Origin of the sequence: Undibacterium sp. Rencai35W (genome assembly GCF_049340185.1) — a bacterium.
Lineage (GTDB): Bacteria > Pseudomonadota > Gammaproteobacteria > Burkholderiales > Burkholderiaceae_D > Undibacterium.
This window is the reverse complement of record NZ_JBMPPC010000001.1, coordinates 258261-273698: the sequence shown is the minus strand read 5'-3', so window position 1 is coordinate 273698 and position 15438 is coordinate 258261. Positions and strand designations below refer to the sequence as shown.

The following is a 15438-nucleotide window of genomic DNA, read 5'->3' as shown; positions in this document are numbered from 1 at the left end:
AATGACTCATGCCGGACCTATCCCTGAAAACAATTTTTGCTCTTTAGCCAAATCTGCGCCAGGGCGCACATTCGCTTTTTTTGCCGCTGCAAAATCCAGCATACGATCGATGCACAATTTTGCCTTGACACTGACTACAGGATCGACCTGAATTTCATTATGCCCCTGCTCAAGTACCTGCAATAAATTACGCAAACCATTCATCGCCATCCATGGGCAATGGGCGCAGCTCTTACAAGTGGCACTATTGCCCGCAGTCGGTGCGACGATAAATTTTTTACCGGGCGCTGCCATCTGCATTTTGTGTAAGATGCCGTTGTCCGTCGCCACAATGAATTCTGTCGCATCCATAGTTTTAGCCGCATGAATCATTTGAGACGTTGAGCCAACCACATCTGCCAGCGCCACCACTGCCGCCGGCGACTCCGGATGTACCAAAACCTTAGCGTTAGGATGCTCTGCTTTTAACACATCAAGCTCAATCCCTTTAAACTCATCATGCACCAGACAGGACCCCTGCCACAGCAACATATCAGCGCCCGTCTTCTGTTGAATATAAGAACCCAAGTGCTTATCTGGTGCCCACAGAATTTTTTTACCTTGCGCATGCAAATGCGCCACGATATCCAGACCGATACTTGATGTCACCATCCAGTCGGCACGCGCCTTGACAGCGGCGCTGGTATTGGCATACACCACCACGGTACGATCAGGATGCGCATCACAAAACGCAGCAAACTCATCCGACGGACAACCGAGGTCTAGCGAGCAGGTCGCGTCGAGATCCGGCATCAAAATCGTTTTTTCAGGGCTGAGGATTTTTGCTGTCTCCCCCATAAATTTAACACCTGCAACGATCAAAGTTTTTGCCGCATGATCACGCCCAAAGCGTGCCATCTCTAGGGAATCAGAGACGCAACCGCCCGTCTCTTCGGCCAGATCCTGTAAGTCAGCATCAACATAATAATGCGCAACCAAGACAGCCTGTTTTTCGCGCAGCAATTGTTTGATGCGCGCTTTCAGTTGCTCTTTTTCTGCCGCATTGGGCGCATCCGGGACACGCGCCCATGCCGCGGCAGTACAACTGGTTCCAGAATCCATTTGCGGACGTTCAAATTCAATGACTTTGGTTGCTTCCATATGCATTCTCAACAGGGTCAAAAACTTAGTGTAACAGCATAAAAAAACCCGCGCTCCTGTGACCAGAAGTGCGGGTTTATATTTCTTGTAGCGATTGGTGCCCGAGGCCGGAATTGAACCGGCACGCCCCGTTTAAGGAAAGCGGCGGATTTTAAGTCCGATGTGTCTACCAATTTCACCACTCGGGCACGCTACTTAAGGAACAGTGCTAATGCACCATCCATCAAAGCCTATCAAACGCCTGAGGCGCTATAAATGGAGGCGGGAAGCGGAATCGAACCGCTCTAAACGGCTTTGCAGGCCGCTGCATAACCTCTTTGCTATCCCGCCAAAACTATAATTTTAAAGTGAACAACCTAAACTTGAATTATCAAATCACGGAGACCACTTTACATCTAAAACTTAGTTCAGCCAACTCGCTGAATAAAAAAGGGAAGCTCTGCTTCCCTTCAAATTCTGGAGCGGGAGAAGAGTCTCGAACTCTCGACCTCAACCTTGGCAAGGTTGCGCTCTACCAACTGAGCTACTCCCGCATTCGAAACAAACTATACATACTTAAAAAATCTGGAGCGGGAGAAGAGTCTCGAACTCTCGACCTCAACCTTGGCAAGGTTGCGCTCTACCAACTGAGCTACTCCCGCAGAATTTTTTCTTACATTCTGTCATTAATGGAGCGGGAGAAGAGTCTCGAACTCTCGACCTCAACCTTGGCAAGGTTGCGCTCTACCAACTGAGCTACTCCCGCATCAACGACAGGCGCACATTATATATCAGCCAATTACTCTGTCAAGACATTTTGTCCGTTGTCTCTTTGATTAAAGGCCATGCGCGCCGCAAATAATAAAACATAGACCACACAGTCAACACAGCTGCAATCAGGAGCAGCCATGCGCCCCAGTACGCTGTATCAATCACATTAAAGAGTACATCGTAATACAGCAACATGGGGATAGCGACCATTTGTGCGGTCGTTTTAATCTTACCTAACGAGCTTACAGCTACCGATTTTGACGCCCCGATTTGCGCCATCCATTCTCGCAATGCAGAGATCGTGATCTCACGTCCGATGATTACAAAAGCAATGACTGCGTTGACACGATCCAGCTGAACCAGCACCAACAAAGCGCCTGCCACCATCAATTTATCAGCAACCGGATCGAGGAAAGCACCAAACGCAGAGGTCTGGTTCCAGCGACGTGCGAGAAATCCATCAAACCAATCAGTAACTGCCGCGACGATAAACACCAGAGTAGAGGCCAGCCCCCTGTCAAAAGAACTCAGCCAGGTATCAGGCAAATAAAAAACGCCGACTACTAGCGGAATAAGCGCGACGCGTAACCAGGTGAGCAAGATGGGAATATTGAAAGGCATGGATGATTTGCGTAAGGTATTTACCTATTAATTTTTGTATTATATTTGTCTAACGCAATCGCTTGTAAATTTCTTCAGCTAATTGACGGGAAATGCCGTCGACTGAAGCCAAATCATCCACACTCGCATCGGAGACTCCCTTTAACCCGCCAAACCTTACCAATAATCGTTGCCGACGCTTTGGTCCGACGCCTTCAATTTCTTCTAGCTGTGATGTTTGCCTTGCCTTAGCGCGCTTGGCGCGCATGCCGGTAATAGCGAAGCGATGTGCTTCATCGCGGATTTGCGCGATTAACATCAGCGCAGCTGATTCCTTACCTAATTCTTTCTCTGTTCTGCCATCTACAAAAATCAGCGTCTCTAAACCTACTTTACGCCCCTCACCTTTCGCAACTCCGACAATCAGGCTGATATCTAGTGCCAGTTCGACAAACACTTGCCGTGCCATTTCGACCTGTCCTTTACCCCCATCAATCAGAACGACATCCGGCATCACGCCATCGCCATTCGCGACTTTCTCATAACGCCGCATCAAGACCTGACGCATGGCGGCATAATCATCGCCGGGCGTAATGTCATTGATGTTATAGCGACGATATTCCCCGTTCTGCATTGCATGGTGATGAAATACCACGCAGGAGGCTTGCGTGGCCTCGCCCTGAGTATGACTGATATCAAAACATTCTACGCGCAGCGCCTCAAGGTCCTCCACCTCTAGCTCCAGCACACTGACTAACGCACGGGTTCTAGATTGTTGCGACCCTTGTTCAGACAGCATCCTCGCCAAAGCCAGTTGTGCGCCCTTGACTGCCATTTCCAACCAGGCACGGCGCTGCTCCTGAGGCTGAAACGATAGGTGAATTCTATGCCCGCATTGCGCTGTCAGCGCCAGAATAAGATCTGGGGCATCCAGCTCAATATTTAAAATCAAAGTCGAAGGAATAAACTGATCGACGTAATGCTGCGCCAGAAAAGCCGATAACACTTCGACTTCAATCGAGTCTTCCATCGCTAGTTGCGCATCATCGACGTGAGCAGGAAAATAAGCACGATCACCAAGATGGCGACCGCCGCGCACCATGGCCAGATTCACGCAAGCACGTCCGCCTTCGACAATTACTGCAATGATGTCTATATCTGCATCACCTGTCGTTTCCATGCTTTGCTGATGCAAAACCTTTGACAAGGCAGACATTTGGTTTCGTACAATCGCAGCTTGTTCAAATTTCAGATCTTGCGCATACGCCAGCATTTTCCGCTCTAGCGTTTGCATCACTTCAGACTGTCGCCCACGCAAAAATTTGGAAGCATTTTCAACATCTTCCATATAGTCTTCATGTGAAATAATGTCGACACAAGGTGCACTACAACGATGAATCTGATGCAATAAACAAGGGCGAGTACGATTAGAAAAAACGCTATCCTCGCAACTGCGTAGCAAGAACACTTTCTGCAAAATTTGCATTGACTCCTTGACCGCCCAACCGGAAGGAAATGGCCCGAAGTATTGATGTTTTTTATCGACCGCACCACGGTAGTACGTCATCCGCGGCGATGTTTGATTTGTTATCTTTAGATAAGGATAAGATTTATCATCGCGAAATAGTATGTTATACCGCGGACGCAAAGCCTTGATCAGATTATTTTCAAGGATCAAGGCTTCTGCCTCACTACGCGTTACTGTCGTTTCCAATCTGGCGATTTTTTCGACCATCATGGCAATACGGGGACTGCTTAAGGTCTTTTGAAAATAACTGGAAACACGCTTCTTCAGATCACGTGCCTTGCCAACATAGAGCACCTGATTTTGCATATCGAAATAGCGATACACACCAGGCAGATTCGGGAGTTTGGTAACGGTATCTAGCACCGCACTGCGCGCATCTACCGTTGAAGCCGGGATTGCCGGAGATTGTGGAGACTGATCAGACATGTGAACTATTTTTTTCAACAATCACAAATGCCACAGCATAATCAGCCTCATCGGTGATAGAAACTCTCGCCGTTAAGCCTTGCTCGCGCATCCAATCGGCTAATGCGCCATGAGTTACCAAAATCGGCTGCCCGCTAAGTGCGTTTATAATTTGTGCAGATCGCCAGGTCATCGGCATGCGCATACCTAAGCCAATTGCTTTGGAAAAGGCTTCTTTCGCCGCAAAACGAGTTGCCAAAAAACGTAACCCTCGGATCTCCACTTTAGCCTTGCGACTATAGTATTTTTTTAATTCTTCGGGGCCTAAAATCTTCTCTGCAAATCGATCACCATGACGCTGCAACGCAGCTTCGACACGTGAAATTTGCAGAATATCGGTACCAATACCGTAGATCATTTATATCCGATTAGAGGTGATTCAATCTGGCTTGCGTCACGATCGCTTTCATATCGCTGACTGCTTTTTTCCAGCCAACAAAAACTGCCTGGGCAACGATAGCATGTCCAATATTGAGTTCAGTGATATCAGGAATCGATGCAATAGCCTGAACGTTCGAGTAATGCAAACCATGTCCGGCGTTAACCTTGAGTCCACGCCTGATTCCCTCAAAAGCACCGAGTTTGACACGCTGCAACTCAGCTAATTGCTGCGCTTCATCATGCGCATCAGCATAACGACCGGTATGAATCTCAATCACTGTAGCACCGGTTTCCGACGCAGCTTGGATTTGTTGAATGTCGGAATCAATAAATAGACTGACGCGTATGTTTTTTTCTTGCAACTGACGCACTGCAGCTTGTACCTGGACAAAATATTTCACCACATCCAAGCCGCCCTCCGTAGTGACTTCCTCTCTACGTTCCGGCACCAGACAGACGTCTTGAGGCAGGATCTTGCAAGCGAAGTCAATCATTTCATTGGTGACCGCGGCCTCAAGATTCATGCGGGTGATCAGGCGAGGACGAATACGCTCAACATCTGCATCTTTGATATGACGTCGATCTTCACGCATGTGCAGGGTAATGCAATCCGCACCCGCCTCCTCCGCCATTAAGGCAGCATCTAAAGGATCTGGATAACTCGTACCACGGGCATTTCGCAAGGTAGCAACATGATCGATATTAATACCCAGGTCAATTGTTTGAGTTTGTTGATGTATGTTCATAGATTCTGCAGATCAATCAGAATTTGGCGCGTATTCAGAGACGCGCCATGTAAATGATGCGCCAGCAAAAAGCGCATCAACATTTTACTTTGAGATTGCGTTGTAGGATCCTGATAATCGCCTGCACGCATATCCAACAGAGTTTTACCTTTCACCCTAGGGCTGGTATCCGCAACTCTGGCAGGCCGGGCTCCACGTTCAGGATCCACCACATAATTTTCTTGAGGAAAAACAGCCATTTGGGTCAGAGTGCAGCGGGTAAGATCCCCGACCAGACCGGACTGCTGTAATAAGGTATGTTCAAATTTTCTCAATACAGTCAGCGCAGGCTCATTATGCGCAAGCTGATTGAGTGTTGACACATATTGATCAAATAACTCAAGATGAGGCTCGTCCCGGACTAAAAACTTGACGAGCAATTCATTCAGATAAAATCCGCACAGCAACGCCGATTTCTCTAACGGCAGCATGCCACCTACCCACTCTGCTGCGCTCAGCGTCTTGATATCTGACTTCCCGCTCCAGGCCATCGTTAACGGTTGAAAAGTTTGTAAGATATTGCGCAATTGAGAATGTGGTCGCTTTGCTCCCTTTGCCACTAAAGCCAAGCGACCGTAATCACGCGTGAATACATCGATGATCAGACTAGTTTCTTTATAGGGATAGGAATGAAGCACGAAACCGGGTTGACCAAAAATACGAATATCTTTGGTAACAATTCTTACTGGACGCGCAGTCGAGCTTGTTTTTTTTGCAGGCACCTTCGCTGTCTTTGGGCCTACTTCAGTCAAAGGTACATCTGCAATGCTATCAAGCGGCATTACATCATCTATCTTCAGGTCTATCACCTGGGTATTCATAGATACATTATTCGTAACCGTAGGCACGCAAACCAGCTTCGTTATCCGCCCAACCAGATTTTACTTTTACCCAGATTTCAAGATAAATAGGGCCGCCAAATAGTTTCTCCATGTCTTGCCTTGATTGCGTAGAAATCTCTTTCAATCTCGCACCCTTATTACCGATGACCATTGATTTATGTGTATTTCTATCGACCAGAATAGCCACGAAAACGCGCCGCAAATTACCTTCCTGTTCAAATTTTTCAATCAGCACCGTGCTGGTATAGGGCAGCTCATCTCCAACAAAACGAAATAATTTCTCCCGAACGATTTCCGTTGCCAAAAATTTTTCACTACGATCGGTAATATCATCTTCAGCAAAAATCGGCGGATTGAACGGCAAATATTTCTTAATTTCGCCTTCTAAATTCTCTAACTGAAAACGCAAAGTTGCAGAGACTGGCACTACCGCAGCGAAAGGATATAAAGCCATAATTTTCTGTGCAAAAGGCATCATGACGGCCTTGTCCTTGACACGATCAGACTTATTAATCACCAAAATGCAGGGCACGTTCTTCGGCAACAAATCGATGACTTGCTGATCCGCAGCACCAAAAGTACCCGCCTCAATAATAAAGAGAATTACATCAGAAGCGGTCAAGGTATTCGTGACCGTGCGGTTCAAGGTGCGATTTAAAGGATTCGAATGTCTGGTCTGAAATCCTGGCGTATCGACATACACATATTGAGTATTATCTTTGGTCTGAATACCTGTAATCCGATGACGTGTAGTCTGCGCCTTGCGAGAAGTAATGCTGACTTTGGCGCCAATCAAGGTGTTCATCAAAGTCGATTTACCAACGTTCGGGCGACCAACAATGGCGATATAGCCGCAGCGGAATTCGGTGTTATTCAATGGATCTATCATGCAGTTTTTGGGCGTTGGGTAGGTACGCTAAGTTCAGCGGAGGGCACAACTTGATCATTTGCGGTATCCAGCAACGATTTTTGTGAGGCACTATTCAATTTTTTTTCGTCACTGCCTTCAGTTTGGACAGTAGCAATGCCAGCAAGTTTTAATTGAGAGGTACGAGGTTTAGCTTTGCGTGATGCAGGTGATTTTGCTAATAGCCTTAGCGCTGTTTCTAACGCGAGTTTCGCCGCGGCCTGCTCTCCCGCTCTACGACTGCCGCCAGCACCAAAAACCTGGATTTCTAGCTTTGGCACCAAACATTCAATTTCAAACTCTTGATTGTGGGCAGCGCCATGAGTGGCGACTACGTTATATTGAGGTAAAGCGATTTTTTTACTCTGTAGAAATTCTTGAAGTAAGGTTTTCGCATCTTTACCCAGTGTAGTAGGGTCAACAGTGCTTAGTACCGGTGCATATAATGACTTAATCACCTCGCGGGTAGCGTCAAATCCGGCATCAAGAAAAATCGCCCCAAACAAGGCTTCAAGCGTATCTGCCAATATGGAGGGGCGACGAAACCCTCCTGACTTTAACTCCCCCTCACCCAAACGTAAAAACTGAGATAACTCTATTCTTTGAGCAATTTCATATAAAGATTGTTGCTTTACTAAATTGGCACGCACACGTGATAAGTCACCTTCATCGATATTTGCAAAACTATCAAATAACAAAGAAGCGATAACGCAATTTAAAATTGAATCACCTAGAAATTCCAGGCGTTCGTTGTGCAAACCACTGTGACTGCGGTGCGTCAAGGCCTGTTGCAGTAGCGCCGCATTTGAAAACTGATGCCCCAGTCTTTTTTGCAATAATTGGTCGTTCATATCAGCTCTGATTATTCCAGCCTTTTAGCGGGGGTACCGCCTTTAGCCGTTGTTCCCTCGTATTCTAGCAATAAGCTTGCAGGGCCAAATAAGGGGATTTTCTTTGTATAAGCAAAACTAACATCCATGCCATCATTACCTTTTACTATAGATAAATCTTTGCCGCCTATAGCATCAAAATAACCTGCGGATAACTGCTTGTCGAAAGCATTCTGGATATCCCGAACAGTATCTCCAGATTGCTTCGCAGAGACGATTGCTTTTTTTATTGACATATATTCAACAACAGTTGGTACCACTTTCATACCTAGCATAGCAACCATGAACAAAATACCTAAAGTAAGTATCAATCCAATAAGCGAAATACCGCGTTGATAAGTCAATTTTCTATCATTCATAGCTTGCATAATATGTCCGCTCCAATCAATTATTTAAAACTGCCAATTCTTTTCAGATGGCTAAAATTCATCCAGATTGCGAAAGCCTTACCAACAATATTCTGGTCGGGTACAAACCCCCAATAACGGCTGTCCAAACTATTATCCCGATTGTCGCCCATCATAAAATATTGTCCAGCAGGGACCGTACAGCTAAATCCTTCGTTATCATAATTACATAACTCTCGTAAAGGAAATGGATGGGGATCGCGCACGAACGCTGGTGATTGCTCGTCATTCAAAATACTATGTTGTACGCCAGTTAAATCTTCTTTTAGTTGCTTTGAATAACTCAGTCGCTCCTCGTCGAGAAAATCAGGTAAGACCTCATAAGAAATATCTTTACCATTTACAGATAATCGTTTGTTTTTATAAACTATTTTATCACCCGGAACACCAATCACACGTTTAATATAGTCCACTCCCGGATTTTCTGGGTACTTAAACACCATGACATCACCACGCTGCGGGTTATTAATTTCGATGACTTTTTTATTGAGAATTGGCAACCTAATACCATAGGTAAACTTATTGACCAGAATCAAATCTCCAACAAAAAGTGTCGGCAACATCGAGCTAGATGGAATCTTAAACGGCTCATACAAAAATGAACGCAAAAAGAACACCAAGGCAATCACGGGGAAAAAACTACCGGAATATTCAACCCAGGTTGGCTGCTTCAGAAGTCTTGATTCCAATTCGTTACGACCACCTTCTTCAACACGAATTCCTTCGGAAGTTAACTTAGCTTTACGTGCATCAAACTCAGCAAGCGCCTGATCTGCTGTAAGCCGTCGCTGCTTACTCCATACGAACATGTCCAAAAACCAGATAATTCCCGTCGAAATGGTAAGTACGAAGAGAATCAGTGCAAAGTTACCCAAAATCGATTGAAAACTCATTTCTCATCCACTTGTAAAATTGCCAAAAATGCTTCTTGTGGAATTTCCACAGAACCAACTTGTTTCATACGTTTTTTACCTGCCTTTTGCTTTTCAAGCAGTTTACGCTTACGGCTTATATCTCCGCCATAACATTTTGCCAATACGTTTTTACGCAAAGCTTTGACGTTCTCTCGAGAAATAATGTTTGCACCAATCGCTGCCTGAATTGCCACATCAAACATTTGACGAGGAATCAACTCACGCATTTTCGCTGCAACTGCGCGACCGCGATATTGACTATTGGCACGATGAACAATAATTGCCAGCGCATCGACTTTTTCACTATTAATCAGCATGTCAACTTTGACAACATCTGCTGCGCGATATTCTTTAAATTCGTAATCCATCGATGCATAACCACGTGAAGTCGATTTCAAACGATCAAAAAAGTCTAGTACGATTTCAGCCATCGGCATTTCGTAGGTCAGCTTCACCTGCCGCCCGTGATAATTCATGTCGAGCTGCACGCCACGTTTTGAAGTACAAAGAGTAATGACAGCGCCTACGTACTCTTGCGGCATATAAAGATTCACCGTCACAATGGGTTCACGAATCTCCTCTGTTCGTGATGGCTCAGGCATTTTGGACGGATTATCCACCATCAGAATACTGCCATCGCCCATGACAACTTCGTAAATTACGGTAGGTGCTGTCGTGATCAAGTCCATATCGAACTCGCGCTCAAGGCGCTCCTGCACAATCTCCATATGTAAGAGGCCAAGGAATCCACAACGGAATCCAAAGCCCAAGGCCTGTGACACCTCGGGCTCATACATTAAAGCAGCATCGTTCAACTTTAACTTTTCCAGAGAATCGCGCAAGGCATCATACTGATTTGCTTCAACCGGAAATAATCCAGCAAAAACTTGCGGCTGAACCTCTTTAAATCCAGGTAATGGCTCTTTGGCTGGCTTACCAACGATAGTAATCGTATCGCCAACCTTGGCTGCTTTGAGCTCTTTAATGCCGGCAATAATGAAGCCAACTTGACCCGCAGTCAGTTCGGTACGAGATAATGATTTTGGAGTAAATACGCCGACGCTTTCAACCAGATGCTGCGCTTCGGTTGCCATAAACAAGATTTTGTCTTTAGGACGCAAAGTTCCATTGACAATGCGGACCAACATCACCACACCGACATAGTTATCAAACCAAGAGTCAACAATCAACGCCTGCAGTGGCGCATCAGGGTCTCCTTTTGGTGGTGGTACTTTTTTGATCAATGACTCGAGTACATCCTGTACGCCCAATCCGGTCTTAGCAGAGCAATGCACAGCATCACTAGCCTCAATCCCAATCACCTCCTCAATTTCATTGATGGCATTATCCGGATCAGCAGAAGGCAAATCAATTTTATTCAGGACAGGAACGACCTCCACACCTAGTTCAATTGCTGTATAGCAGTTTGCAACGGTTTGCGCCTCTACACCTTGCGATGCATCCACCACTAGTAGCGCACCTTCACAGGCAGATAGGGAGCGACTTACCTCATAACTAAAATCAACGTGACCAGGTGTATCGATCAAATTCAAGTTATAGATCTGTCCATCGAGAGACTTGTAGTGCAATGCAGCAGTTTGTGCTTTGATTGTAATGCCACGCTCACGCTCGATATCCATCGAGTCCAATACCTGAGCTTCCATTTCGCGATCGGACAATCCGCCGCACAATTGGATAATTCGATCAGCAAGTGTAGATTTACCGTGGTCAATATGGGCAATGATTGAAAAATTGCGAATGTTCTTCATTAGGGGGACAGGAGGCCTATTACAAAAAAAGCGCTCTTAGCCGGGCAAAAAATCCCTAGGCGAGCGCCTTAATATTGGGTTATGCAAAATGACATTTTACCGGATTTCGCCACAGAAAGCCCAAAAATGATGTTGCAGCGGGCAAACGTTAACCACAATGAATTAAATCAATGACAATAAAACAAATTAAAAGAATACACAAAATCAAATTAAACACTTATACAAAAGGAGAAAAATGAAAATCTGCCTCCATTTTACGCTGTGGCAAACACCATTTAGGGTCGTAATCTATACGAGCAAGGTAAAGCCCGTCAGGCATAAAGGTGGGGGCTGACAGGCTGCGATCACGACTCGATATCAATTCCTCAATCCACGCTGGTTCACGCTTACCGGTGCCGACAAAAATCAAGGCGCCAACAATATTACGGACCATATGATGCAGAAAAGCGTTCGCTCGCAGACTAAAAATAAACAGAGATCCCTCCTGTTTTATTTGAACGTCATACATGTGTTTAACCGGAGATTTTGCCTGACATGCTGCAGCACGAAAAACGGTAAAGTCATGCTCGCCGACTAAAAAAGGTATCGCTGCTTGCATGCGTTCAAGATCTAAAGGCCGAAAAACCCAGCCTGCTCGTTGCGATAACAGCGCTGACCTCACTGGATTGTTATACAAAACATAATGATATGTTCTTGCATAAGCACTGAATCGCGCATGAAAATTATCGTGAGCATCAGGATCGGCAAAAGGGACTTCCGTCGCCCATTGAACTGATACCGAATCGGGCAAAAAAGCATTCACACCGTTGACCCAAGAATACATTGACCGGTCAAGCTCAGTATCGAAATGCGCTATCTGCTCTACCGCATGAACGCCGGCATCCGTACGACCTGCGCAAGCAGTGATGATTGGCGTTTGAGCAAAAGAAGAAAGTGCTTTCTCTAATTGATCCTGAACCGTTTTACCCGACGGCTGTGTTTGCCAACCCTGCCAGCAGCTACCGTCATATTGCACACCCAATACCAAGCGCTTCAATTCAAATCCATTTATTAGTCGTTAAAATAAAAACGGGCGCAGGCAAAATGCCGCGCCCGTCGTTGCGTCAGTGCGGACTCAGGATAATTGAGCCAGCATCTCCTGTGCTTTGACTATCTGATCTGGTGTTCCGCCCTTGACAACCTCATCCAGTAATTCACGCGCACCATCCTTGTCGCCGATTTCGTGATAAGCAACAGCAAGATCAAGCTTGGTTGCCATTTCAGCATTATAAGCCGGCGACTCTTGGTGATCCAAATTAACTACTTCGGACTTACTCGCTTCCGGCTCGAGATCCAGATCAATGCCGGACAAATCAAATTCAAAAGCAGCAGGCGCATCAGGAACAATCGCTTGCGACACTACATGCTCAGCAACCTCAGATACGGGCATATGCAGTTCTGGCTGTGCCGAAGACTCAAAAGCAATGTCACTTAGATCATCTGAAACGCTCTCAGGTGAGTTCAAATCTAAAGACAAATGATCAATATTAAATTGATTATCAGCATGCTCGGCATGAACTACAACAGGAGTATCGACAACTGCAGGCTCAGCAACGTGTGCATCTCCGCCCATGTCAAAATCAATTGAGGCAAAATCAACGATTTCTTCAGCAACTGGCTCTACATGTTTCGCGGCATGAGAACTTGCGGATGTGTCAGGTATTTTCGGCACTTCCAACTCAGCCAACGCCGGAGCAGTATCGGCTCCTGGTATTTCCAGATCAAAATCCAATGCACCCAAGCCCGCATTTGTATCAACTGCATTGAAGCTCATGTCTTCCTGATGCAATTCAGGCGCTTTTTCATCACCTAAACCATGAGCAGTATCAATGATACTGATAGATTCCAACATATCATGAGTCAAAGAATTTGCTAGTAGTGCATCAGGATCCAGATCCTCCAATGGCTGAGTCCCCGACCCCATCACGCCAGTCGCATCCACAGGCGCCTTACCACCGGCATACAACGGATTCGTTGGATCCAATGATATACCCATAGAAGCAGCTTGAGCCCAATCATCGCCCTCACCGCTGGTCATACCATACAATTCACCTGCCAGACGCTCGAATGATTTAGCATCTTTGCGAGTGAAATAAATTTCCAACAACTTCACTCTGACTGCATGTCTGTCCGGTTGAGTACGTAAAGCCTCCTTCAGAATTTCTTCTGCTTGGGAGTCACGTCCATAGGCAATATACACATCTGCTTCAGCAACCGGATCAACCTCATTCGCGTCCAACTGACTTGCCGATGGTGCGAAATTTGAGTTAAAGACACTATTGTTAGTGTCGACACTCTGACCGCCGGTAGAGCCAAACATTGAGTTGGCTTTCATGCTGGAACCAGTCAGGATGCTATCCTCAAACTGTTGTAATTTTTTCTTACGCTGGCTTGCGAAAATACCGTAACCACCAAGTAAAGCCAATAACACACCTGCACCAGGTAGCAGGAAACCACTATCCATCAAGCTGTCAAAAAATCCTGGCTCAGGAGGCGGTGGAGGTGGCAATATTTTTTTCTTGACCGGTGTTTTTACAGGTGGCGCAGATGCGGCACCATCTGCACTGGCCACGCTAGCAATTACAGGCGCCGGACTGGACGCGACAGCTGGTGCTACAGCCTGCACTGGAGTAGAAGCTGACGCTGGCACCGATGCCGCTGGCAATGGGGAAGACGCAGAAGCAGTTTTCGCTGATGCTGATGCCAATTTTGCGGCAGCTTGTTTGTCACTTAAATCCTTGTTTTTAACTTCAAGAATTTTTTGTAAGCTTTCAACGTTCTTCTCTAGCTCTTTTACTCTGGCATTTGCATCTGCTATTGCTTTGTCTTTTGCAATTTTATCCTCATCGATCGCCTTGCCTGTCGCCGATTTCGCTGAAGCACTAGGAGCCGCTTTTGACAATTTCAGCTTATCCAGTGACTCATTCGTTGCCGTAGGAACTTCTCTAACTTTGGCGGTAATAACACCACTGGCAGTTTGCTTAGTGGTGGCTACTTTCTCCGCCGGGGCAGTCGCGACTTGTCCTGCGAGTTTATTTCTATACGAGCTAAAGTCGTTGGCATGCGCCATGACGACTGAATGCGCCTCTGAAGTATTGATTGAAGAACGACTAGTCTCACCATCGGGCACAGTTAAAATCTGCCCACTCTTCAAGCGATTCATGTTATTGCCAGCAAATGCTTGCGGATTAGCTTTATATAAGCTGACCAGCATCTGGTCCAGAGAAACGCCTTCTGCCTTATAACTACCGGCGATTTTGCTCAAAGTATCACCAGGCTTTACCTGATAGTCTCCGGCTGGCTTGGATTGTGCTGCCGTTTCGTTTTTTGATGTTGATGTTTTGCGTTCTACGGGTGCGGGCTGTTGAGCTGGTTGCAGGGCCGAATTCGTGGCAGGACGCGTCTGCACAGCATTGGGTGCCGTTGACTGTGTCGAACCAGCAACAGTCACAGGATTCGCCACCTGTGCTGACTGACTATTCCTTAATTCGGCAGGGTCGAGCAAGAACGTATATTCACGCAACAATTTACCATTACTTGAATTCAGTTCCAGCAACATATCGACGAAAGGCTCGTTCATCGCCTGATTTGAACTGATACGTATCACATATCCAGCCCCACGTTGTTCGACACTAAAGCGCAAAGACAATAAGGCAGGATTAAAATCAATGCTTGCCTGGCGGAAAGATTCTGATGATGCCAGTTTTGGCACGAGTGAACCAATCTCATCCTTATTGGGAGATGTCAGCTCAATCTCTGCACGCAGAGGCTGCCCCAAAGAGGAAAGGACAGTTAATTTCCCCAGGCCTGTTGCATAGGCACTGGACAACATGAACAAAGATGAGGCTACCGCTGCACCCAGCATTTTGCCTCCCAGAGAAATGACTGGTGAGCGTTTATAGTTATGCATTTTATAGGACATATTTGGGTAATTTGGTCAATCCAGTTGGCGATAGCAATCACATCAAATAAGGGATGGATGCATCATATTGTCGCAAGATAACATTACAAACTTAGCCGT

General features: G+C 46.1%; 13 protein-coding genes and 5 tRNA genes. All 18 read right to left on the bottom strand.

Annotated features, from left to right (window positions below; translation table 11 throughout):
* Positions 1 to 6: 6 nt before the first annotated feature.
* On the bottom strand, positions 7 to 1146 hold the full coding sequence (gene nadA / locus ACO0K3_RS01185; RefSeq protein WP_422981134.1) for a quinolinate synthase NadA: 1140 nt from the start codon (positions 1144 to 1146) through the stop codon (positions 7 to 9).
* 89 nt (positions 1147 to 1235) lie between these two features.
* Positions 1236 to 1328, bottom strand: a tRNA-Leu gene (locus tag ACO0K3_RS01180).
* Between the two features lie 68 nt (positions 1329 to 1396).
* A tRNA-Cys gene (locus ACO0K3_RS01175) sits at positions 1397 to 1470 on the bottom strand.
* A gap of 127 nt (positions 1471 to 1597) precedes the next feature.
* Positions 1598 to 1673 (bottom strand) — tRNA-Gly (locus ACO0K3_RS01170).
* A 32-nt stretch (positions 1674 to 1705) separates the two neighbouring features.
* Positions 1706 to 1781: transfer RNA gene (locus tag ACO0K3_RS01165), tRNA-Gly, on the bottom strand.
* Between the two features lie 28 nt (positions 1782 to 1809).
* Positions 1810 to 1885, bottom strand: a tRNA-Gly gene (locus ACO0K3_RS01160).
* 41 nt (positions 1886 to 1926) lie between these two features.
* On the bottom strand, positions 1927 to 2511 hold the full coding sequence (gene pgsA, locus ACO0K3_RS01155) for a CDP-diacylglycerol--glycerol-3-phosphate 3-phosphatidyltransferase (RefSeq protein ID WP_422959963.1): 585 nt from the start codon (positions 2509 to 2511) through the stop codon (positions 1927 to 1929).
* A gap of 49 nt (positions 2512 to 2560) precedes the next feature.
* Complete coding sequence (uvrC, locus tag ACO0K3_RS01150) at positions 2561 to 4444, bottom strand: excinuclease ABC subunit UvrC (RefSeq protein ID WP_422981132.1); 1884 nt, start codon at positions 4442 to 4444, stop codon at positions 2561 to 2563.
* Positions 4437 to 4841: a holo-ACP synthase gene (acpS, locus tag ACO0K3_RS01145; protein ID WP_422981130.1), complete on the bottom strand. Its 405-nt coding sequence runs from the start codon at positions 4839 to 4841 to the stop codon at positions 4437 to 4439. Before acpS ends, uvrC begins: the two co-directional genes overlap by 8 nt.
* A gap of 10 nt (positions 4842 to 4851) precedes the next feature.
* On the bottom strand, positions 4852 to 5610 hold the full coding sequence (gene pdxJ, locus ACO0K3_RS01140) for a pyridoxine 5'-phosphate synthase (protein WP_422981128.1): 759 nt from the start codon (positions 5608 to 5610) through the stop codon (positions 4852 to 4854).
* Positions 5607 to 6470, bottom strand: a complete 864-nt coding sequence (gene recO, locus ACO0K3_RS01135; RefSeq protein ID WP_422981126.1) for a DNA repair protein RecO — start codon at positions 6468 to 6470, stop codon at positions 5607 to 5609. The genes pdxJ and recO overlap by 4 nt, the downstream gene beginning before the upstream one ends.
* 7 nt (positions 6471 to 6477) lie before the next feature.
* The gene (gene era, locus ACO0K3_RS01130; RefSeq protein ID WP_422959958.1) at positions 6478 to 7380 is read right to left on the bottom strand and encodes a GTPase Era; all 903 of its coding nucleotides are present in this window, start codon (positions 7378 to 7380) and stop codon (positions 6478 to 6480) included.
* Positions 7377 to 8249: a ribonuclease III gene (gene rnc / locus ACO0K3_RS01125; RefSeq protein ID WP_422981124.1), complete on the bottom strand. Its 873-nt coding sequence runs from the start codon at positions 8247 to 8249 to the stop codon at positions 7377 to 7379. The genes era and rnc overlap by 4 nt, the downstream gene beginning before the upstream one ends.
* 11 nt (positions 8250 to 8260) lie before the next feature.
* Complete coding sequence (locus ACO0K3_RS01120; protein ID WP_422981122.1) at positions 8261 to 8656, bottom strand: DUF4845 domain-containing protein; 396 nt, start codon at positions 8654 to 8656, stop codon at positions 8261 to 8263.
* A gap of 20 nt (positions 8657 to 8676) precedes the next feature.
* Positions 8677 to 9588 (bottom strand): signal peptidase I, encoded by a 912-nt coding sequence (lepB, locus tag ACO0K3_RS01115; protein WP_422981120.1) that lies wholly within the window; start codon positions 9586 to 9588, stop codon positions 8677 to 8679.
* Positions 9585 to 11378 (bottom strand): translation elongation factor 4, encoded by a 1794-nt coding sequence (lepA, locus tag ACO0K3_RS01110; protein ID WP_422981118.1) that lies wholly within the window; start codon positions 11376 to 11378, stop codon positions 9585 to 9587. The genes lepB and lepA overlap by 4 nt, the downstream gene beginning before the upstream one ends.
* A gap of 217 nt (positions 11379 to 11595) precedes the next feature.
* Complete coding sequence (gene truA / locus ACO0K3_RS01105) at positions 11596 to 12414, bottom strand: tRNA pseudouridine(38-40) synthase TruA (protein WP_422981116.1); 819 nt, start codon at positions 12412 to 12414, stop codon at positions 11596 to 11598.
* 78 nt (positions 12415 to 12492) lie between these two features.
* Positions 12493 to 15327, bottom strand: a complete 2835-nt coding sequence (locus tag ACO0K3_RS01100) for a FimV/HubP family polar landmark protein (protein WP_422981114.1) — start codon at positions 15325 to 15327, stop codon at positions 12493 to 12495.
* Positions 15328 to 15438 lie beyond the last annotated feature (111 nt).

Coding starts and splice junctions, on each gene's coding strand:
- nadA (WP_422981134.1), bottom strand. CDS start 1,146: ATGCATATGGAAGCAACCAAAGTCATTGAATTTGAACGTCCGCAAATG.
- pgsA (WP_422959963.1), bottom strand. CDS start 2,511: ATGCCTTTCAATATTCCCATCTTGCTCACCTGGTTACGCGTCGCGCTT.
- uvrC (WP_422981132.1), bottom strand. CDS start 4,444: ATGTCTGATCAGTCTCCACAATCTCCGGCAATCCCGGCTTCAACGGTA.
- acpS (WP_422981130.1), bottom strand. CDS start 4,841: ATGATCTACGGTATTGGTACCGATATTCTGCAAATTTCACGTGTCGAA.
- pdxJ (WP_422981128.1), bottom strand. CDS start 5,610: ATGAACATACATCAACAAACTCAAACAATTGACCTGGGTATTAATATC.
- recO (WP_422981126.1), bottom strand. CDS start 6,470: ATGAATACCCAGGTGATAGACCTGAAGATAGATGATGTAATGCCGCTT.
- era (WP_422959958.1), bottom strand. CDS start 7,380: ATGATAGATCCATTGAATAACACCGAATTCCGCTGCGGCTATATCGCC.
- rnc (WP_422981124.1), bottom strand. CDS start 8,249: ATGAACGACCAATTATTGCAAAAAAGACTGGGGCATCAGTTTTCAAAT.
- ACO0K3_RS01120 (WP_422981122.1), bottom strand. CDS start 8,656: ATGCAAGCTATGAATGATAGAAAATTGACTTATCAACGCGGTATTTCG.
- lepB (WP_422981120.1), bottom strand. CDS start 9,588: ATGAGTTTTCAATCGATTTTGGGTAACTTTGCACTGATTCTCTTCGTA.
- lepA (WP_422981118.1), bottom strand. CDS start 11,378: ATGAAGAACATTCGCAATTTTTCAATCATTGCCCATATTGACCACGGT.
- ACO0K3_RS01100 (WP_422981114.1), bottom strand. CDS start 15,327: ATGCATAACTATAAACGCTCACCAGTCATTTCTCTGGGAGGCAAAATG.